Origin of the sequence: Xanthomonas floridensis (assembly GCF_001642575.1) — a bacterium.
Classification (GTDB): Bacteria; Pseudomonadota; Gammaproteobacteria; order Xanthomonadales; family Xanthomonadaceae; genus Xanthomonas; species Xanthomonas floridensis.
Map to the genome: position 1 here is coordinate 188,743 of NZ_LXNG01000001.1, position 20,600 is coordinate 209,342.

The window sequence follows — 20,600 nt, forward strand, 5'->3', positions numbered from 1 at the left end:
TCGCCAGCACGCGGCAGGAGAAACGGATTGGTTGCAACGTGCGCCCTTGTTCCCTTTCAACGCATAGTGCGGACCGCGCTGCATGCTGGCAACACGCAGTGGTCTGGTGTGCCGCCGGCAAGGTTCCGGGTTGCAGGCAGCGGCGGCGAGCGGCAACCAGGTGCCCGCCAGGCACGGGGGCACGGCGCGTGGCGGGTAGCATCAGTCCGGCAGAGGAATCGACTGCCCGCGCGCACGCGTCACGCGTGCGGCGGCAATGGCCTCCACCAGCATGTCCGCGGTCACCGGCTTGCGCAGGAACCCATCGAACCCGGCGCTCTGCGCCTGGGTTTCGGCATCGCGGTCGGCGCGTGCGGTGACCGCCAGCAAGGGGAAGCCATGACCGAGCCGGCGTAACTGCGATGCCAGCGCGAACCCATCCAGCCCCGGCAGATCCAGATCCAGCAGCGCCACATCGAACTCGCCATCGACCGCCTCGGACAACGCGGCCAGCCCATGCGCAGCATGCACCACGCGATGGCCGCGCCCGCTCAGCAGCCCGCTGATCACTTCGGCCACAGTCGGGTCGTCTTCCACCAACAGGATGCGCAGCGGTTCACCGGCCAGGGTGCGCGCTCGGCCTGCAGTGGCGCGCGTGGTCGAACGGTCGATCGGCAAGGGCAGATCCACGGTGAACTGGGTGCCCACACCCAGCCGGCTGCGCACCCGGATCTGGCCCTTCATCGCCACCGTGAGTTCCTGGCAGATCGCCAGCCCCAGCCCGCTGCCGCCGTAGCGCGAGCTGGTGCGTGCGCCCTCGCCCTGCTCGAAGCGCTGGAACAGCCGCTTCTGCTGCTCGGGACCGATGCCGGGACCGGAATCGCGCACCTTGAAGCGCAGGAACTCGCCATGCTGCACAACCGCAAGCCCTACTTCGCCACGTTCGGCGAACTTGATGGCGTTGCCGAGCAGGTTGATCAGGATCTGGCGCACCCGCGTGGCATCGCCCAGCACCATCAGCCCGGAGGGCAACTGATTGCGGTAGCGGAACTGCAGCCCGCGCGCCTCGACGATGGGGAGCATGAAGTCGGCCAGTTCCTGGGTCAGCTGCGATGGATCGAACGGCTGTTGCACCAGCTCCAGCTTGCCGGCCTCGATGCGCGCAAGATCCAGCGCATCGTTGACCAGGCGCAACAGATGCGCGCCCGCCTTGCGGATCGCATCGACATGGCTGCGTTGCTTGGCATCCAGCGGAGTGGCCAGCAGCAGCTCGCTCATGCCCAGCACACCGGTCATCGGCGTGCGCACCTCGTGGCCAAGGGTGGCCAGGAAATGCGACTTGGCAACCGACGCCTGCTCGGCCAGCTGCTGGCGTTGCTGCGCCAGAACCCATTCCTGCTGGCGCCGTACGCGCCGTCGCCATCCCCACACGCCCAGGCAGAACAGCAACACGCACAGCAGCACTGCGGCCAGCTGGGTAGGCGTACTCAACCACCACGGCGGCCGCACTTCCAGCTGCAGCGCGGGTGCGGCGATCCATTGGCCATCGCCGGCACGCGCCTGCACCTCGATGCGGTAGTCGCCCGGCGGCAGCCGCGAAATGACCCGTTCGCCGGTGGCGCCCTGTTCCACCCAGCGCTCGTCGTAGCCATCTACCCGGTAGCGATAATGGGTTGCTGCAGGATCGACGAACGACAGCAAGCGCGCACTGACGCGCAAGTCGCGGTCGCGCGCGTGCAGCACGATCGGTCGCTTGTGCGGAATCGGCTGCGGCCGCTCGGCGTCATTGCGACGGACCTGCACCGACTCGATCACCAGCCGCGCCACCGCTGCCGGGGAGAACGGCCGCGATGGATCGAACAGCACGATGCCGCTGGTGGTCAGCGCCAGCACCTGTCCGCCGGGGCCGACGACCGGAGGACGCATCGAAAATTCGCTGTCCGGCAGACCGTCGCGCTGGCCGAACAGGCGCACCTGCGGCTGCCCCCGTTTGTAGGCAAACAGGCCACGCGAGGTGGTCGCCCACACGGTGTCGGTGCCCCCCAATGCCAGGCCACGGATTTCGGTCGACGGCAGGCCATGCGCGCGCCCTACGCGTTCCAGCAGCTGCGCCTGCTGCCCATCCCAGCTGTAGCGTTCCAATGCCCCGGAGCGTCCGACCCAGAATTCGCGCGGCGACACGAATGCCAGTGCATAGACCTCGGAGTCGTCGCCACCGATCACCCTGCGGAAGCGCTCGCCCTGCCAGACCCACAGGCCATCGCCGGCCGCCACCCACGCCGAACCGTCCGGACGGATGAGCAGCTGTTGCACCATGCCCCCAACCTCGCTCAGGTCGCTGCCGAAGCGGAAGCTCGCCAGCAGGCGGCCGTCTGCCGCACGCCGCTGCACCCCGCCTTCCACGATCGACAGCCAGAACTCGCCATCGACGCCGGGCGCCATCAGTTCCACCCGGTGGATATCCGAGATGTCGGGCCCCATCGCGAGTTTGCGCTTTCGCCCGGTCCTGGGGTGATACAGGGTGACGCCCTCACGCAGCGCGACCCACAGCGCACCATCAGCGGCCGGCAGCACTGACTGCACGGTTCCACCGCCGAGCACATCGCTATGCAACAGCGGCAGCACCTCGCCCTGATCGCCGACCCGATACACCCCTTCGCCGGTGGTCACCAGGAAGCTGTCACCGTCCACGGCTGCGTTCACCAGGTACAGGCCCTCCAGCTGCTTGCCCTGGGTCTCGAAGATGGTGGAAAAGCGCCGCCAGTCCGGCGGCAGGTAGGCCACGCCCTGCGAAATCAGCCCGAGCCAGAGTCCGCCCTGGCGGTCCTGCATGACATCGAGCACACCGCTGTGGGCAGTCAGAAAGCCGCTGCCGCGGTCGCCCTCCATGATGCGCAGCGTGCGTGTGCCAGGCGCAACACGAAAGAACCCATCGGCTGCTCCCACCCAATAGCCGCCATGGACGTCGTGCACCACGGTGCCGGCACGCACGCTGGACGCCCCGTCCCAGGGCGCAGGCTCGAGCACGTCGTCCGCTGTCACCCGGTACAAGCCCTTGCTGCTGCCCACCCACAGCGTGCCGTCGTCATCCTTGCTCAACTTGAACACCGTGGCGCTCAGGCGCTGCGGCGCGATGCGCACGAACCGTTCGCCATCGCGCATCACCAGGCCGCTTGCGGTACCGATCCACAGCCGGCCACGCGCATCGACCGCCATGCTGAAGATGGTGTCGCTGGGAAGCCCGTCCGGCGCATCGGGAGTGGCACGGAAGACCGTGACCCGGCCATCCTCCTCGCGGCGGCACAGGCCACCGCCACTGCCGCCGATCCAGATCGCGCCCTGCGCCTGCGCCAGTGCCCAGACCTGCCCGACGCAGGCGTCGGCCACGGCAGGAAAGGTTGCAAAGCGCGTGCGCTCTGCATCGAGCATGCTCAGCGGCGCGCCGTTGACGCCCAGCCAGACCCGGTCGCGATCGTCGACCAGCAAGGTTTCCACCTCGTTGCCGGGAATCGAGCCGGCGCTATGCGGGTCGTGCTGCCACACCTGCAGGCCGATGCCGTCATAGCGCGCCAGCCCGTCGCTGGTGGCTGCCCAGACATACCCCTGCCGGTCCTGGGCCAAGGCCAGCACCATGCGCGACGGCAGCCCCTCGGCCGGGCCGAAGCGACGCATCCGTGGCGTCTCTATCTGGTTCACCGCCATCGCATCCATGCCGATCCACAGCAGCACGAACGCAAGCGCGCACAGCACTCGATTGTTCATCGTCATCCTTGTCCCGGCCACCTGCGCGATCACGCACTCCCCGGCCGGACTGCACTGTACCTGCTCCGGCACGCGCGGTGACTACCCGCCAGCGCCAGCGTCCGACCCGCCCGCCGCCTCGGCGAGCACCCGCGCCAGCGCGTTGGCCAGCAAGTCCCCGGTGACCGGCTTGCGCAAGAAGCCGTTGCAGCCAGCCGCCATCGCCTGCGGCTCGGCATCGGCGTCGGCCCGGGCGGTCACTGCCACGATCGGGAAGCGCACCCCGCGTGCGCGCATCTGCGCCACCAGCGCGGCTCCGTCGATGCCGGGCAGGTCCAGATCGCACAAGCCCGCATCGAAACTGCGCATGCTCACCTCCGCCAGGGCCGCCAGACCATGCATCACATGCGTCACCGCATGCCCGCGCGCCTGCAGCAGGCCCACGATCACCTGCGCCACCGTCGGGTCGTCCTCGATCAGCAGCAGCTGCAAGGACGCCTGCTGCGGCGACGCCACCGCACGTGCCGCCTCCGCCGCGACCGCAGGCAGCGTGGTCACCCATCGCAACGGCAGCTCCACGACGAAACACGCTCCCTGCCCCAGCTCGCTGCTGACGCTCACCGCGCCCCCCATCGCCGCGGCCAGTTCGCGGCAGATGGCCAGCCCCAGTCCACTGCCGCCATGCCGCGCATGGGTGAGCGCCCCTTCGGCCTGTTCGAAGCGCTGGAACAGCCGCCCGTGCTGCTCGGCACTCATGCCCGGACCGGTATCGCGCACCTCCACCCGGATGCCTTGACGGGGGCGCTGCGGCACAGCGCAGACACGCAGATGCACGCTGCCACGCTCGGTGAATTTGACCGCGTTGAACAACAGGTTGAGCAGGATCTGCTGCACCCGGCTGGCATCGCCATGCAGTGCCGGCGGCAGCGCGTCATCCAGCTCGCACGCGAACGCCAACTGCTTCTGTTCGGCACTGGGACGCACCAGCTCGACCACCTGCCGGATCAACTGGCGCAGATCGAAATCGCGGTAGTCCAGTGGCAGCTTGCCGGCCTCGATGCGGGCCAGATCCAGCGCATCGTTGACCAACCGCAGCAAATGCTTGCCGGCAGACTGGATCGCACCGGCGTAGCCCTGCTGCCGCGTATCCAGCGGCGTCTGCAGCAGCAACTCGCTCATGCCCAGCACGCCGGTCATCGGCGTGCGCACCTCATGCCCCAGCGTCGCCAGGAAACGCGTCTTGGCCAACGATGCCTGTTCGGCCAGCTCGCGCTTGTGCTGGGCCAGCTGCCACTGCGCGCGCATGCGAACACGACGACGGTAGGCGGCGGCGAACAGCGCTGCCAGGAGCACGCCTGCCAGACAGATCAGCACGATGCCCGCTCCGCTGCGCCACCAGGGAGGGCTGACCGAGAACTGCAGCGAACGCACACGCGAAAGGTTGCCCAACGGATCCACGCCCTGCAAGGCAAGCTCGTAGTCTCCAGGCGGCAGGCTGGCAAATTCCCGGACACCGGTATTGCCGGAGGTCTGCCATTCTGTATCGAAGCCTTTCAGAAAACTTCGATACCGGTTGGATGCCGGATCGGTATACGACAACAACCGGCTGACGAACTGCAGTTGCCGGTCCCCGGGCCCCAACTGAAAAGGGCGATTGACCGGCAACTCAAGACGGGTTCCGTTGCGCAAAACGCTGACATGCTCCAACTGCAGCACCGGGACCACCGGCGCGCTGTCGGGCATTGCTGTATCCAGCAGTACCGTCGAGCCGTCGCTGGTCGCGCCGATCAAGGTATCGCCGCTCAGCAGCAGGCAGTGTTGAATGAACTCCTGACTGGTCAATCCATCGCGCGTGCCGATATTGCGCACTCGTGCCGGCGATACCGAAGCGTCGATTCGCCACAATCCTCTCAGACTGGAGATCCAGACACGCCCGCGTGAGTCGATCTGCATTGCAGACGCATCAAATCCACCCAGTCCTTCGGCTTCTCCGACGTGCTGCACGCGCTTCCAGCGCCCTTCTGCCAGTCTCCATTGTTCTGCGCCGGTGGCACGGTAAACCCAGAAAAGCTGCGAGGATTGCTTGGAAAATGCCTGGATTTGCGCACCTTCAAGGCCTGCTACCGGCACGAAACGCTGCGATGAAGACTCCCAAGCAAACATGCCGGTTTCGCCCGCTACCCAGATACGCCCATCGGGTCCTTGCGCCAGCTGCTGCACTTCGATATTGGGCAACCCTCGCAGGTCTTGCGCGGTAATGCGCTGCAGAATCCTTCCACTGTGCAAATCACGTTGCTGCACCATATCGATGAATGCCATCCATACAGTGTCGCCATCCTCGACAATCCATTCCGGCGGCGAGAGCGACGATGCCGGTTCCGGGCCATCCGAAGGCCAGTGAATGAACTCACTGGTGCTCAGATCCATTCGTGACAGGCCGAACGTCAGGTTACCGAACCAAACGCGCCCGAGGTGATCTTCCAGCGCCGACACCAATTCCATCCCCTTGAGGTGCGGGGACTGCAGACCGGTCTGGAACTTGTCTCCCGTACTCAGGTCGACGCGTAGCAGACGGCCCTCCGCATCCGCCTGCCACAGGCCTCCGGAGCGCAGCGCCGGGGCCAGATCGCAGTAGATCCCATCGCCGGACGGTACAGCAGGTTTGATCACCGCCGTGCGCTTCCAGTCTGCCGGCAGATAGCCCAGTCCGGTGCCATGCATCGGAACCCACAGCCCGCCGTCGGCAGCTCCCAGCAAACCAATGACGTTGCGGCGTGACAACGGCTCGTCGCCATTGAAGGCGGGCACCGGTGGCAGCATACCGCGCGTGCGCCACAGACCACGCCCGCTGCCTAGCCAGAATTCGCCATCGGCGCCAGCTACCACGCTCCAAAGTTCGTTACCCGGGCCAAACATGCCAGCCCAGGGCAACGGCTGCCATTGCTCGCTGGGCCCTCGGACATGCAAACCCGAATCGCTCCCGAACCACAAGCGGTCGCCAGTCCACTGCAGACCGAAGATAGACGCCTGCGGATTCTTCTCGCCTGGCACATACTCCCGGCGCAACTTTTTCCCGTCGTAGTACGCCAAACCGTTGCTGGTACCGATCCACAACCGATGCCGGTTATCGACGGTGAGGTTCACCACCATGGCCTGATCGAGCTCGCCGTCGACCGACCCAAGGTCGATCGACGACATGACATCATCGGCATTGACACGCACCAGCGCACCGGTTGTGGTCCCGACCCAGATATCGCCATCGAACTCGGCGATGCTGAAGATCTGGCCGTCCTTCAACAACGGATACGCTGCGGCGCGATAGTGACGAAAACGGCTGCGACCGGGATCCATGACGCTTAGTGTCTTACCGCACCCGATCCAGAGCCGATCCAGCGCATCGATGTAGAGCGCCTGGATCGCATTGCATGGCAAGGAGGCAGGATCGGCCGGATCGTGGCGCCAGGTCTTGAACCCGGCGCCGTCGTAGCGCACCAAACCATCCATCGTGGCAAGCCATACATAGCCTGCATGGTCCTGGGTGATCGCCACGACCATGGTCGACGGAAGACCATCACCGGGGCCTACGACCCGAAAACGCGGCACCTCCCGGATCTTGGCTGCACAGGGCAGCACACCCAGCAGCAAGGCCATGACGACGATCAGCACACGCATGTGGGAATCCCTTCCACGTCCAGCCGGCATGCTCGCAATGGATCGTTGCAAGCGCAAGCCGCGCGCGCGGCGCCGGGATGTGTCTAGAATCCGCCCATGACGCCCCTCGCCCACCTGTTGCTCCTTCCCGCCCTGGCCTTGACCAGCCTGGCCGCCAGCGCCGCACCGGTGCGCTACGCGCTGGATCCGGTGCATACCCGGGTGCTGTTCGCGGTTGAACATGCCGGCTTTTCCAAGGCGTTGGGCACGGTATCCGGTAGCACCGGCAGCCTGGTCTTCGACCCGGACGACTGGGCGTCCGCACGGCTGGACGTGACCGTGCCGCTGCGCCGCGCCGACCTGGGCGATGCCAAGTGGAACCAGGCTACCCTGGCACGTAACCTACTCGACGCCGAGCGCTTTCCCGACGCGCATTTCGTCTCCACGCGCGTGGAGGCCAGTGGCGACAACCGCGCCAGGGTCACCGGCAACCTCACCCTGCACGGCGTCACCCGCCCGGTCACCCTGGAGGTGACCCTCAACGCACTCAAGCGCCATCCGCTGCCGCCGTTTCGCCGCACCGCCGGGTTTTCCGCCACCGCCACGCTGAGCCGGGCCGAGTTCGGCATCGATGCATGGAAATCGATGATCGGCGACACGGTGGAGTTGCGGATCGAAGCCGAAGCGGTGCGCGAAGGCCGCGCCGACGATGGGCCAGCACCGCCACAAATCCCACCCATCACGCCGGACACAGCCGCCAGCCAGGAATCGGGAACATGAGCCTGAAGAACACCGACCGCTGGGGCGGCGTCAGCCAGACCCTGCACTGGTTGATCGCGCTGCTGATCCTGATACTGGGCATCGTCGGCCTGACCATGGGCGAGCTGCCCAAGACACCGAAATATTTCTGGGTCTACACCGCACACAAGTCGCTGGGGCTGACCGTGCTGGCGCTGGTGATCGCGCGGCTGGGCTGGCGGATCCATGCGGGCGCGCCGCCACCGGTGACCGGCACGCCGCGCTGGCAGGAGCGCGTTGCCGGGCTCACCCACTGGCTGCTGTACGCGATGATCTTCGCCATGCCGCTGTCGGGCTGGCTGTATGACTCCACCAGCGGCCTGCGACCGTTCCGCTGGTTCGGCCTGTTCGATGTGCCCAAGCTCAGCCCTCCGGACGAACACCTGCGCGCCATCGCGCACTTCATCCACGAGTGGGGCTTCTGGTTGCTGATTGCCGTGGTGCTGGCACATGCCGGCGCCGCGTTCTACCACCACCTGTTCCAGCGTGACGCCACCCTTGCGCGGATGTTGCCGCGCGGCTGGCTTTCCTCCAGACCCTAAGGATTTCCCATGTCGTCCAAGCTGTTCGCCTCTCCCATGCTGGTCGCTGCATCGTTGGTGGCCACCTTTGCAGCCGCCCCGGTGCTGGCGGCCGATTACGTCCAGGCCCCCGGCTCGACGCTGGTGTTCGCCAGCAAGTACGACGGCGAAGTGTTCACCGGCAAGTTCCCCGGCTTCGACACCACGCTGAGCTTCGATCCGGCCAACCTGGCTGGCGCCAAGCTCGATGTGCGCATTCCGCTGGCCAGCGCAGTCAGCGGCAACAACGACCGCGACTCGACCCTGCAGGGGCCGGACTTCTTCAACGTCGCCAAGTTCGCCACTGCGCGGTATCGCGCCGACAAATTCCGTGCCCTGGGCGGCAACCAGTACGCCGCCGACGGCACCCTGGAGCTGCGCGGTGTCAGCAAGCCAGTCACGCTGACCTTCACCTGGACGCCCGGCGCGCAACCGGTGCTGGCCGGCAAGGCAGTGGTGAAGCGGCTGGACTTCGGCGTGGGTGGCGGCGACTGGGCCGACACCAAGACCATTCCCAACGAAACCGCGATCAGCACCAAGGTCGTGTTGAAGGCGAAGTAAGGCCACAGGCCGCAACCGGACGCGGCCACTGAGCGGCGGACTACCTCGTCGGGTCCGCCGCTTTTTTGTGCCTGCAGTGCGGAATGACACCGCAAGACAGCTAGACTGGGGACCAATTTCAAGGACGCGAACGATGCGCACACACGGAACGTTGACCCGCTGGAATGCCGAGCGAGGCTTTGGCTTCATCACTCCGGCGCGGCCAGGCGATGATGTGTTCGTGCATGTTTCCGCCTTCGGTCGCGGCACGCCGCCGCCGCGCATCGGCGAGCTGGTCTCCTTCGAGACCGACGCCGGCCCGGACGGGCGCCTGCGCGCGGTGGGCATCACCCGCGCCGGTGCGCAGGCCGGCAGGCGCGCAGCTTCCGGCCATCGCCACGCGCCGCGCACGGGGACCAGCAGCGCTTTCCGGCTCGGGGTCGGCAAGGTGGCACTGTTGATGCTGCTGACCGGTGGCGCCGCAGTCGCCTACCTGCAGCGCGACGCCCTGAGCGCGGCGATGGCGCCCACCACCGTCGCCGAACCAGCGCCGGCACCCCGGGCCGCCACGCCTGCCGCCACCCCGGCGCCACCCAGCTGCGATGGCCGTACCCAGTGTTCGCAAATGCGCTCCTGTGCCGATGCCACCTATGTGTTGCAGCACTGCCCCAATACCCAGATGGATGGCGACGGCGACGGGGTGCCCTGCGAGCAGCAGTGGTGCCGTTGAACTGAACTTAGCCGGTGCCGTGGGCCTGGCGACATAGCGCGGTCAGCAGAACGTGGCGCGCGGTGGTCCAACCAGGGCTGGATGGCACGCTCTGAACCGCGGCGTAGGAGAGGTACGTGCCGATGCCGGGCACTGGCCGGGCCCCTCTGGCGGCGAGCGCAGTCGTGCTGTTAGCCGCTCTCACGTGTTGCCCGCGGATGTCGCCGGTCGCGCGGCGTAGCGCAGCAAGACGTATCGGGTCCCGCGCGCGGTGGACGCTGGGCAAGGCGCAAGCCGCGGGTCTTCCAACGCCATCACCAACGCAGGCGAGCAGCGCCGGCTGCACGCTGTTGCCCCGCTACCCGTGCCGGTCGCGGCCTTGCTCCAGCCATGCACGCAGCAGGGAGCCATCGAACGGCCACGCCAGTTCGCGCCCGTGCGCATCCCGTAACACCGGCACCCTGGCACCGTAAACGGCCTCGAGCGCGTCGTTGTGGTCGATGAACACGCTGCGGAAGTCGCCCGCGCCCACCTGCGCCAGCACTTCGATGGCCTGATCGCACAGGTGGCAGTCATCGCGCTGGTACAGGGTCAGGGCCATGCGGAAGTCTCATGCTGCGCTGCAGCCGTGCCGCAATCGCCGAACGACTAGAATAGCCGCCTTTACGCTCACCTCTCCGGCACGCATGGCTGTCAGCACGTTCGACCTGTTCAAGATCGGTATCGGTCCCAGTTCCTCCCACACCGTGGGGCCGATGCGTGCCGCCGAGCGCTTCGTGCACCGTTGGCTGCTCGACGCGGGCCGCCTGCACGAGGTGGTGCGCATCCGCGCCGAAGTGTTTGGCTCGCTGGCGCTCACCGGCCGCGGCCACGGGACCGACAAGGCGGTGCTGCTCGGGCTGGAAGGCCACCGTCCCAACCTGATCGACCCGGACATCATCCCGGCCACGCTGGAGCGCATCCGCGCCAGCAAGCGCATCACCCTGATGGGCCAGCACGCCATCGGCTTCGACGAAAAGCGCGACCTGCCGATGAACAAGCGCCAGAAGCTGCCCTACCACACCAACGGCATGCGCTTCACCGCCTACGCCGCCGACGACAGCGTGATCGCCACGCGCGATTACTACTCGGTCGGTGGCGGTTTCGTGGTCAACCAGGACGATGCCGCAGACGACCGCATCGTAGCCGATGAAACGCCACTGCCGTATCCGTTCCTCAGTGGAGATGAACTGCTGGCGCAATGCGCGCGCAGTGGTTTGAGCATTGCCGCGCTGATGTTCGAGAACGAAAAGAGCTGGCGCAGCGAGGACGAGATCCGCCACGGCCTGCGCGAGCTGTGGAATGCGATGCAGTCCTGCGTGACCCGCGGCATCCGCGAAGAAGGCACGCTACCGGGCGGCCTGAATGTCTCGCGGCGCGCGCCGGCGCTCTATCGCGAACTGTCCTCCAAACCGGAAGCGGCCATGCGCGACCCGCTGACCACACTGGACTGGGTCAACCTGTATGCGCTGGCGGTCAACGAAGAGAACGCCGCCGGCGGCCGCGTGGTCACTGCGCCCACCAATGGCGCGGCCGGCATCATTCCGGCGGTGCTGCATTACTTCGACCGGTTCTGCGCAGGCGCATCCGAACAACGCATCTTCGATTTCCTGCTCACCGCTGCGGCCATCGGCATTCTCTACAAGGAAAACGCCTCGATCTCCGGCGCCGAAGTCGGCTGCCAGGGCGAAGTGGGTGTGGCCTGCTCGATGGCTGCCGGCGGTCTGGTTGCCGCGCTTGGCGGCAACCCGGGCCAGATCGAAAATGCTGCGGAAATCGGCATGGAACACAACCTGGGCCTGACCTGCGACCCGATCGGCGGGCTGGTACAGATTCCGTGCATCGAACGCAATGCCATGGGCGCAGTGAAGGCCATCAACGCCAGCCGCATGGCCATGCGCGGCGATGGCAAGCACAAGGTCTCGCTGGACAAGGTCATCAAGACCATGCGCGACACCGGCCGCGACATGCAGGACAAGTACAAGGAAACCAGCCGCGGCGGCCTGGCGGTGAACGTCATCGAATGCTGACCCCATCGTGGACGGCGTGCTGATCGACGCCGCATGCGCAGCGACGAAAGAACCCACTCCACAGATGCTTGCCCTTGCGCACACCTTCTCCCGCACGGGAGAAGGTGTGCGAAACGCGGATGCGGGAACGCACCAGCCGCAGGGAACGCTCAGCCCTTCTCCCGCACGCGGGAGAAGGTGCGCGAAGCGCGGATGAGGGAACACACCAGTCGCAGGAAACGCTCTACCCTTCTCCCGCACACGGGAGAAGGTGCGCAAAGCGCGGATGAGCGAACGCACCAGCCCCAGGAAACGCTCTGCCCTTCTCCCGCACACGGGAGAAGGTGCGCGAAGCGCGGATGAGCGAACGCACCAGCCGCAGGAAACGCTCTGCCCTTCTCCCGCGCGCGGGAGAAGGTGCGCAAAGCGCGGATGAGGGAACGCACCAGCCGTAGGGAACGCTCTGCCCTTCTCCCGCACGCGGGAGAAGGTGCGCGAAGCGCGGATGCGGAAACGCACCAGCCGCAGGGAACGCTCTGCCCTTTTCCCGCACGCGGGAGAAGGTGCGCGAAGCGCGGATGCGGGAACGCACCAGCCGCAGGGAACGCTCTGCCCTTCTCCCGCACGCGGGAGAAGGTGCGCGAAGCGCGGATGCGGGAACGCACCAGCCGCAGGGAACGCTCTACCCTTCTCCCGCACGCGGGAGAAGGTGCGCGAAGCGCGGATGCGGGAACGCACCAGCCGCAGGGAACGCTCTACCCTTCTCCCGCACGCGGGAGAAGGTGCGCGAAGCGCGGATGAGGGCAACAAACGTCCGTGTACGCATTGGAGCCTGGTCGCTCGCCATCGTCAGCAACGCGCCTGCAGCGCCCGCTAACCGTCACCTGGCTGTACGTTCCCACCACATCCGCCGCTGTACCGTCAGAGCCCGGATTTGGATGGAGATCACGATGCGAAAGCACGTTTGCACCCTCATGCTCGCCCTGGCCAGCAGTCCGCTACTGGCGCAGGAAGGCGTTTATGGCCCGCGGCTGGAAGGCTTCGACTACCCGCATCCGGTCAAGACCTATGCATTCACCTCGCAACAGCAGCCGCTGGAAATGGCCTATCTGGATGTTGCGCCGACCGGCACGCCCAATGGCCACACTGCGGTGCTGTTGCATGGCAAGAATTTCTGCGCCGCCACCTGGGAAGACAGCATCGCCGCGCTGAGCAAGGCCGGCTACCGCGTCATCGCGCCGGACCAGATCGGTTTCTGCAAATCCAGCAAGCCGGCCACCTATCAGTTTTCGTTCGCGCAACTGGCCGACAATACGCATGCGCTGCTGAAGAAGCTCGGCATCGAACGTGCGGTGGTCGTCGGCCATTCGATGGGCGGCATGCTGGCCATTCGCTATGCGCTGATGTATCCGCAAGCCACCGAGCATCTGGCGCTGGTCGATCCCATCGGGCTGGAAGACTGGAAGGCCGAAGGTATCCCCTGGCGCAGCGTGGATGCGTGGTACGACAACGAGCTAAAAACCAGTTTCGAACGGATCAAAAAGTACCAGGTGGACGTGTACTACGCGGGTCAATGGAAGCCCGAATTCGAACGCTGGGCGCGCATGCAGGCCGGCATGTCGCTGGGCAAGGGCAAACAGGCCGTGGCGTGGAATCAGGCGCTGACCTACGACATGGTCTTCAACCAGCCGGTGGTCTACGAGCTGCCCAAACTCGCGGTACCGACCACGCTGTTCATCGGCCTCAAGGACCGCACCGCCATCGGCAAGGACACCGCATCGCCCGAGGTCAAGGCACGCGTGGGCGATTACACCAGGCTGGGCAAGCGCGCGGCGGCCGCGATTCCGAATGCGAAACTGATCGAGTTTGCCGACCTGGGCCATTCGCCGCAGGTGCAGGATCCGGCGCGCTTCAACGCTGCGCTGTTGAAGGCTATTGCGCAGTAAGCGTGTAAGTGGGTGAGAGGGCAACGGTTGATCGCCCTCTCATCTTCACCGCGGCCGGTCGAGAACCAGCTTCAGCCAGCACCGATGGGCAGATGGCGCCGGCACGGCGGGCAGGCAGCGTGCCGTCAGTTGGAAATCCGCACGCGTTAGCCTTCATTCACCGCGCACCCGTCTGGCACCGGATCATCTTGCGACCACGCCTGGACCGAGCGATCAATAGCCTGGCGTCCGCACATCCGAGGTTCCAGCGCGTCGGCATGCGCAGCATCGATCGGGCACACGCACTGCAACGCCGCAAGGCGCACGGCAACGCACTGGAGTCAGCTCGGTCGCGTCATCAGCCGGCGACGATCCGCAACACGTCATCCAGCAACGCGGCCGCAGTCACCTCGGCGCCCGCACCCGGGCCCTGGATCAGCAAGGGCTGCGCGCGATAGCGGTCACTGCTGATCGCCACGCGGTTGTCGGTGCCGGCACCACCGGCCAGGGGGTGGTCCAGCGCCAGCTCACGCAATCCCACGCTTGCACCGTGTGCATCCACGCGACCGACGAAGCGCAGGCAACGTCCTGCAGCCCGCGCCTGCTGCCAGCGCGCGCCGACCTGCGCGTCCAGTGCACCCAGGTGCGCCTCCAACTCCGCCAGCGGCGCTCTGGCGATGCTGGCGGGCACCAACGATTCCACATGCACTTGTTCGGCTTCCAGTTGCCAACCCGCCGCACGCGCCAGGATCAGCAGCTTGCGCCGTACATCTTCGCCGGACAGGTCGATCCGCGGATCCGGCTCGGTATAGCCCGCCGCCACCGCCTCACGCACGCAATCCGAAAAGGCGCCGCTGCCGTCATAGCGATGAAACAGCCACGCCAACGATCCCGACAGCACACCCTCGATCGAATGGATATGGTCTCCACCTGCCACCAGCGCGCGCACGCTGCTCAACACCGGCAACCCGGCGCCCACCGTGGCGCTGTCGCCATAATGCGCGCCGGTGGCATGGCGGGCGGCAAGCAGCGCCTGCGCACGCGACAACGCCGTGCCCTGGCCCAGCTTGTTGGCGGTGACCACATGCACACCGCGGCCCAACCACTCCACATGCCAATCGGCCACCACGTCGCTGGCGGTGGCATCCACCAGCACATCGCCAGCACGCAGCGCGACGGTTTCGGGCCACGGCTGCAGCACGGCGTGTCCACGCGGCGCGGCGTTGGCCTGCAGCAATGCCTGCTCCGCGCTCACGCCGCAATCCTGGGCGATCCGCGAGTTGGCCAGCCAATCGAAGCGCGGCAAGCGCAGCTGCCGCTGCTGCAGCGCGGTGTAGCGCGTCACGAAGGCGCGCCCCACGGTGCCGGTGCCCAGCAATGCCAAACGTGGCGTGGGTGCGACCGTCGCCGCAGCCGCATGTCGCGACACAGGCAGCACAGTGCTCACGCGTCGACCTGCTTGCGATTGGTGGCGGTCAGGGTCGCTTCGGCACGCGCCAACCCGGCGCGCAGGTCGATCAACAAGTCCTCTGCCGATTCGATCCCGATCGACAACCGCAGCAATCCATCGGAAATCCCGGCCGCCGCACGCGCTTCGGCGGTCATTGCCGCATGCGTCATCGAGGCCGGATGGGCGATCAGGCTTTCCACGCCGCCCAGCGACTCGGCCAGGGTGAAGTAGCGCAACCCGTCGACGAACGCGCGCACCGCTGCTTCGCCACCGTTCAATTCAAAACTCATCATCGCGCCGAAGCCCTTTTGCTGGCGCGCCGCCAGGGCATGGCCCGGGTGCGACGCCAGGCCCGGGAAGTACACCTGATTGACCGCCGCATGCCCATCCAGCAGCACAGCGATGGCATCGGCATTTTCCTGGTGCACGCGCAGGCGTGCATCCAGCGTGCGCAGGCCACGCAGGGTGAGGAAGGCATCGAACGGCGAGCCGGTCAGGCCCAGCGCATTGGCCCACCACACCAACTGCTGGTGCAACTCCGCATCGCGCGCCACCACCGCACCGCCCACCACATCGCTGTGGCCGTTGATGTACTTTGTGGTGGAATGCAGCACCAGATCGGCGCCGAATTCCAATGGCTTCTGCAGCGCCGGCGACAGGAAGGTGTTGTCGACCACGGTCAACGCGCCCACCTTCTTTGCCGCTTCAATGACAAAGCGCAGGTCGGTGATGCGCAGCAGCGGATTGGACGGGGTTTCGATCAACACCAGCTTGGGCGATTGCGCCAGTGCATCGGCCAGCGAGCGCGGGTCGGTGAGGTCGGCGGTGATCAGCGCGAAATGGCCCTTTTTGGCCAGCGCATTGAACAAACGCCAGCTGCCGCCGTAGGCATCGTGCGGCACCACCAGCGTATCGCCCGGCTGCAGCACCGCGTTGAGCACCAGATTGATCGCGCCCATGCCGGTGGAGGTGATCACCCCGCCCGCGCCGCCTTCCAGTTCGGCCAAGGCTTCGCCGAGCAGGTCGCGGGTGGGGTTGCCGCTGCGGGTGTAGTCGTATTGACGCTTGTTGCCGAATCCGTCGAAGGAGAAGTTCGACGACAGCACGATCGGCGGGGTCACCGCGCCGTAGGCGGTATCGCGGTCGATGCCTGCGCGCACGGCGGCAGTGGCGGTGGTACAGGGGGCGTCGGCGGGGTCACGATAGCTCATGCGGTTTCTCCGGTAATGCGAAGGGCAGTCGTCAGGATCGCGTCGATGCGATCGATTTCTTTCAGGAAGGCGTCATGACCATACGGCGAGCGCAACACGCGCAGGCTGCCGCGCGGCCCCAGGCCTTCGACCAGGCTGACCATGTCGGCCAGCGGCACCAGGCGGTCGCCCTCTACCGCCACCACCACGGTGGGCACGCGCACCTGCGCCGGGTCGATGCGATGCAGGTCGATGGATTCGGACAGACGCAGGTAAGCGGTCACCGGCGTGCGCGCCACGTACTGCGCACCGGCGGCATCCAGATAGTCTTCGGCGGCCACTCGCACGCGGCCATTGATCACTTCCGGCGGCGCGTCGAAGCGCTCGCTGAATTCTTCCGGCGTGCGGTAGCTGAGCATGGCGAACTGACGCGCCAGCGCCAGGCCGTGATGTTCCGCGCATTGCAGCTGGCCCAGCGCCACCGCGCGGCGCTGCAGGGCACGCCATGCGGCCGCATACGGATGCGCGCGGTGCGCGCCACTCACGGCGATCAGGGTGCCGACGCGGCCGGCATGGCGGGTGGCGAAGTGCAGCCCGACCAGCGCGCCATACGAATAGCCGACAAAGCCGTGCAGGCGGGTGATTCCCAGCGCGTCCAGCAATGCGGCGATCGCGTCGGCCTGGTCGGCGGTATCGATGGGCGCATCCAGGGTGCCGTCGGCACCCAGGAAGTCGAACGCCAGCAGGCGACGCGACGCCGGATCCAGCGCGCGGCCGGCGCCCACCAGCCCATCCACCCAGCCCCTCTCGGGGAACAGGGCATTGGCAGCCAGATGCCGGTGCGCAGAAATGCCGCCGGCCACGAACACCACCGGCGCATTGGCGGCGCCGACCAGCTCATAGCGCAGCCGCAGCTCGCGCAACCCGGCATGGCGCATCGGCAGCGATACGACAAGTTCGCTGCGCACGACGGCAGGGCCGGCCGTGTCGGCAGCGGGCGTTACAAGGTCATCAAAAGTGGTTGGCGATGCTGTGGTCACGAGGCTCATGGCGATATCCGGGGTGGATCGGCCATCGAGCTTCGCGGGAGCTCGCGTTCGACGTGCGCAAGGCACGATTCGAACCATCTTTCGGCGGACGCGGAGGTCCCCGCAGGATTTGGCACCAAACGCGGGCGCTTGCGCGCTCCGCTGGCTGCCCCGGCATCAAAGGGCCTGTCCCTCCGCCGGTCTCGATGGTGAGGCTAAGATGCCACCGCCTTTTTACGATGTCAATCGCTTCATGCGGATGGAGAGATATATTTTCATCCGATACCACTACGCGCTGTGACCGGCCGCATACTTGCGCCCTTTCGCCTGGCTCGATCGCGTGCCCCATCGTCTGTCTCGCCGCCCCATTCCCGCGATCTGCGCGACACTCGCCGTGGCGCTGCTGTTGCCCGCGCCCGCCACCAGCGCCCAGCAGCGCTGGCACTGGCCACGTGCTGCGGCATTGCCTCCCTCCTCCAGCGCCACGCGACCGCTCCCGGCGCCGACCAGCGCCGGGCCGGCGCTGCAACTGGAATGGCAGGCGCCGGTCTATCTGGTCTGGGTCAGCAATCCGCTCGCCGGGCCTGCACAGGGTCGGCTGAGCGCGCCGGCCAGCGAGGATTACCGCGCGGTGCCGCAATTGCCGCTAACGCCGTTGCTGGCGGCGCACGAACGCCGCCTGCTCGCCCGGCTCTACCCGGCCAGCAGCCAACGCACTCTGGCCGGGCTGGGCCTCAGGCTGGAGCTGATTCCCGGCGACCCGCAGGCCTGGCCCCAGCCGGTGCGCTATCAATTGCCCTTCCGCGACCGGCCGGTGCAGGTGGATCAGGGCTACGGCGGGCGCTTCAGCCACGCCGACCTGCCCAATTGGTATGCGGTGGACTTCGCCCTGCCGCAGGGCACGCCGGTGCTGGCCGCACGCGCGGGCGTGGTGATGGAGCTGCGTCAGGACGTAACCGATGGCAGCGCCGCCGACCCTGCTGCCGGTGGCGGCAACCTGGTGCGGCTACTGCACGCCGACGGCAGCATGGCGCTGTACGCCCACCTGGCGCCGGGCGGCGTGGCGGTACGACTCGGCCAGCAGGTCGGCGCCGGCGAGCGGCTCGGCAGCTCGGGCAATACCGGCTACAGCACGGCTGCGCACTTGCACTTCTCGATCCAGCGCAATGCCGGCCTGCAGCTGGTCTCGGTCCCGTTCCGCATGCTGGGGCCGCAGGGCGAGCTGCAGTTTCCCTCCCCGGCTCCCTGAGGGCGCGGCCAGCGGCCAGGCGGCGTGGGTTCGACCGGCAGCCGGCAAGGCCCGCCTCGCCGAAGCCGCTATAATCACCGGCTTCCTCAGTTTCCGCAGGCGTCCGACCGGGCGCGCCCCCGCCCATGTCCGAAGTCTCCAACGAAGCCGCGCGCCGCCGCACCTTCGCCATCATTTCCCACCCCGACGCCGGCAAGACCACGCTGACCGAAAAGCTGCTGCTGTTCGGCGGTGCGATCCAGATGGCCGGCTCGGTGAAGGGCCGCAAGGCCGCCCGCCATGCCACCTCGGACTGGATGGCGCTGGAAAAGGAGCGCGGCATCTCGGTGACCTCCTCGGTGATGCAGTTCCCGTACGAAGGCAAGATCGTCAACCTGCTCGACACCCCCGGCCACGCCGACTTCGGCGAGGACACCTACCGCGTGCTTACCGCGGTGGACTCGGCGCTGATGGTGATCGACGTGGCCAAGGGCGTGGAAGAACGCACCATCAAGCTGATGGAGGTCTGCCGCCTGCGCGACACCCCCATCATGACCTTCATCAACAAGCTCGATCGCGAGGGCAAGAACCCGATCGATCTGCTGGATGAAGTGGAAACCGTGCTCGGCATCCAGTGCGCGCCGGTGACCTGGCCGATCGGCATGGGCCAACGCCTGAAGGGCGTGGTGCATCTGATCAGCGGCGAGGTGCACCTGTACGAGCAGGGCCGCAACTTCACCCGCCAGGATTCGACCATCTTCCCGTCCCTGGAAGCACCCGGCCTGGCCGAAAAGATCGGCGAGCAGATGCTGGCCGAGCTGCGCGAGGAGCTGGAACTGGTGCAGGGCGCCAGCAATCCGTTCGACCTGGACGCCTATCGCGCCGGCCAGCAGACCCCGGTGTTCTTTGGCTCGGGCGTCAACAACTTCGGCGTGCAGCCGCTGCTGGATTTCTTCGTCGAACACGCACCGCCGCCGCAGGCACGCGACACCACCGGCCGCCGCGTCGAAGCCACCGAGCCCAAACTGAGCGGCTTCGTGTTCAAGATCCAGGCCAATATGGACCCGCAGCACCGCGACCGCGTTGCGTTCATGCGCGTGTGTTCGGGCAAGTTCACTGCCGGCATGAAGACGCTGCACGTGCGCAGCGGCAAGGACGTCAAGCTGGCCAATGCGTTGACCTTCATGGCCTCCGACCGCGAAATTGCCGCAGAAGCGTGGCCGGGCGATGTCATCGGCATCCACAACCACGGCACCATCTCCATTGGCGATACCTTCACCGAAGGCGAATCGCTGTCGTTCACCGGCATTCCCAACTTCGCACCGGAACTGTTCCGCCGCGCGCGCCTGCGCGACCCGCTCAAGCTCAAACAATTGCAGAAGGGCCTGGCGCAGCTGTCCGAAGAAGGCGCCACGCAGTTCTTCCGCCCCTTGATGAGCAACGATTTGATCCTGGGCGCCGTGGGCGTACTGCAGTTCGACGTGGTCGCCTACCGGCTCAAGGACGAATACGGCGTGGATGCCATCTTCGAGCCGGTGAGCGTCACCACCGCCCGCTGGGTGCATTGCGACAACGCCAGGAAGCTGGAGGAATTCCGCGAAAAGAATGCCGGCAACCTGGGCATCGACGCGGCCGGCCAGCTGGTCTATCTCGCACCCACGCGCGTCAACCTGCAACTGGCGCAGGAACGCGCGCCGGATGTGCGCTTCTCGGCCACCCGCGAACACGCGCATGCCAAGGCCATCGATTGACC

Annotated in this window: 14 protein-coding genes and 1 riboswitch; of the genes, 8 read left to right on the forward strand and 6 right to left on the reverse strand. The window is 66.8% G+C overall.

The features are described 5' to 3' along the window. Nucleotides 1-201: 201 nt before the first annotated feature. On the reverse strand, nt 202-3,741 hold the full coding sequence (locus A7D17_RS00935) for a sensor histidine kinase (protein WP_064507363.1): 3,540 nt from the start codon (nt 3,739-3,741) through the stop codon (nt 202-204). An 81-nt stretch (nt 3,742-3,822) separates the two neighbouring features. After that, a complete protein-coding gene (locus A7D17_RS00940) occupies nt 3,823-7,392 on the reverse strand; it encodes a hybrid sensor histidine kinase/response regulator (RefSeq protein ID WP_064507364.1) in 3,570 nt (1,189 codons plus the stop codon). Between the two features lie 96 nt (nt 7,393-7,488). Here A7D17_RS00940 and A7D17_RS00945 point away from each other — a divergent pair, with 96 nt between their 5' ends. The 4 genes from A7D17_RS00945 to A7D17_RS00960 all read left to right on the forward strand — a co-directional run bounded on the left by A7D17_RS00945 (nt 7,489) and on the right by A7D17_RS00960 (nt 9,999). Then, complete coding sequence (locus A7D17_RS00945; RefSeq protein WP_064507365.1) at nt 7,489-8,151, forward strand: YceI family protein; 663 nt, start codon at nt 7,489-7,491, stop codon at nt 8,149-8,151. Then, nucleotides 8,148-8,711 carry a cytochrome b gene (locus tag A7D17_RS00950; RefSeq protein ID WP_064507366.1) on the forward strand — a complete coding sequence of 188 codons (564 nt, stop codon included), beginning with the start codon at nt 8,148-8,150 and terminating at the stop codon, nt 8,709-8,711. The genes A7D17_RS00945 and A7D17_RS00950 overlap by 4 nt, the downstream gene beginning before the upstream one ends. A 9-nt stretch (nt 8,712-8,720) precedes the next feature. Next, the gene (locus A7D17_RS00955; protein ID WP_064507367.1) at nt 8,721-9,290 is read left to right on the forward strand and encodes a YceI family protein; all 570 of its coding nucleotides are present in this window, start codon (nt 8,721-8,723) and stop codon (nt 9,288-9,290) included. 133 nt (nt 9,291-9,423) lie between these two features. After that, nucleotides 9,424-9,999, forward strand: a complete 576-nt coding sequence (locus A7D17_RS00960; protein WP_064507368.1) for an excalibur calcium-binding domain-containing protein — start codon at nt 9,424-9,426, stop codon at nt 9,997-9,999. Nucleotides 10,000-10,336: 337 nt separating this feature from the next. Here A7D17_RS00960 and A7D17_RS00965 read toward each other — a convergent pair whose 3' ends face one another. After that, complete coding sequence (locus A7D17_RS00965; RefSeq protein WP_064507369.1) at nt 10,337-10,579, reverse strand: glutaredoxin family protein; 243 nt, start codon at nt 10,577-10,579, stop codon at nt 10,337-10,339. 85 nt (nt 10,580-10,664) lie between these two features. Between A7D17_RS00965 and A7D17_RS00970 the strand changes: the two genes are divergently transcribed. Both A7D17_RS00970 and A7D17_RS00975 read left to right on the forward strand, forming a co-directional pair. After that, on the forward strand, nt 10,665-12,047 hold the full coding sequence (locus A7D17_RS00970; protein ID WP_064507370.1) for an L-serine ammonia-lyase: 1,383 nt from the start codon (nt 10,665-10,667) through the stop codon (nt 12,045-12,047). 917 nt (nt 12,048-12,964) lie between these two features. Next, the gene (locus A7D17_RS00975) at nt 12,965-13,972 is read left to right on the forward strand and encodes an alpha/beta fold hydrolase (protein ID WP_064507371.1); all 1,008 of its coding nucleotides are present in this window, start codon (nt 12,965-12,967) and stop codon (nt 13,970-13,972) included. Between the two features lie 337 nt (nt 13,973-14,309). Here the strand turns inward: A7D17_RS00975 and A7D17_RS00980 are convergent, their stop codons facing one another. From A7D17_RS00980 to metX, 3 genes are read right to left on the reverse strand one after another with little or no spacing between them, the layout of a single operon-like run. Beyond that, nucleotides 14,310-15,398: a homoserine dehydrogenase family protein gene (locus tag A7D17_RS00980; protein WP_064507372.1), complete on the reverse strand. Its 1,089-nt coding sequence runs from the start codon at nt 15,396-15,398 to the stop codon at nt 14,310-14,312. Further along, nucleotides 15,395-16,612 carry an O-succinylhomoserine (thiol)-lyase gene (locus A7D17_RS00985; RefSeq protein ID WP_064507373.1) on the reverse strand — a complete coding sequence of 406 codons (1,218 nt, stop codon included), beginning with the start codon at nt 16,610-16,612 and terminating at the stop codon, nt 15,395-15,397. Before A7D17_RS00985 ends, A7D17_RS00980 begins: the two co-directional genes overlap by 4 nt. Then, nucleotides 16,609-17,640, reverse strand: coding sequence for a homoserine O-succinyltransferase MetX (gene metX / locus A7D17_RS00990; RefSeq protein WP_064507374.1), 1,032 nt, complete (start codon nt 17,638-17,640; stop codon nt 16,609-16,611). Before metX ends, A7D17_RS00985 begins: the two co-directional genes overlap by 4 nt. A 71-nt stretch (nt 17,641-17,711) precedes the next feature. After that, nucleotides 17,712-17,832: riboswitch (SAM riboswitch) on the reverse strand. Between the two features lie 127 nt (nt 17,833-17,959). On the opposite strand from metX, the gene A7D17_RS00995 reads away from it, so the two are divergent. Both A7D17_RS00995 and A7D17_RS01000 read left to right on the forward strand, forming a co-directional pair. Continuing rightward, on the forward strand, nt 17,960-18,868 hold the full coding sequence (locus A7D17_RS00995) for a M23 family metallopeptidase (RefSeq protein WP_064507466.1): 909 nt from the start codon (nt 17,960-17,962) through the stop codon (nt 18,866-18,868). Nucleotides 18,869-18,993: 125 nt separating this feature from the next. Continuing rightward, a complete protein-coding gene (locus A7D17_RS01000; protein ID WP_064507375.1) occupies nt 18,994-20,598 on the forward strand; it encodes a peptide chain release factor 3 in 1,605 nt (534 codons plus the stop codon). The last annotated feature ends 2 nt before the right edge of the window (nt 20,599-20,600 follow it).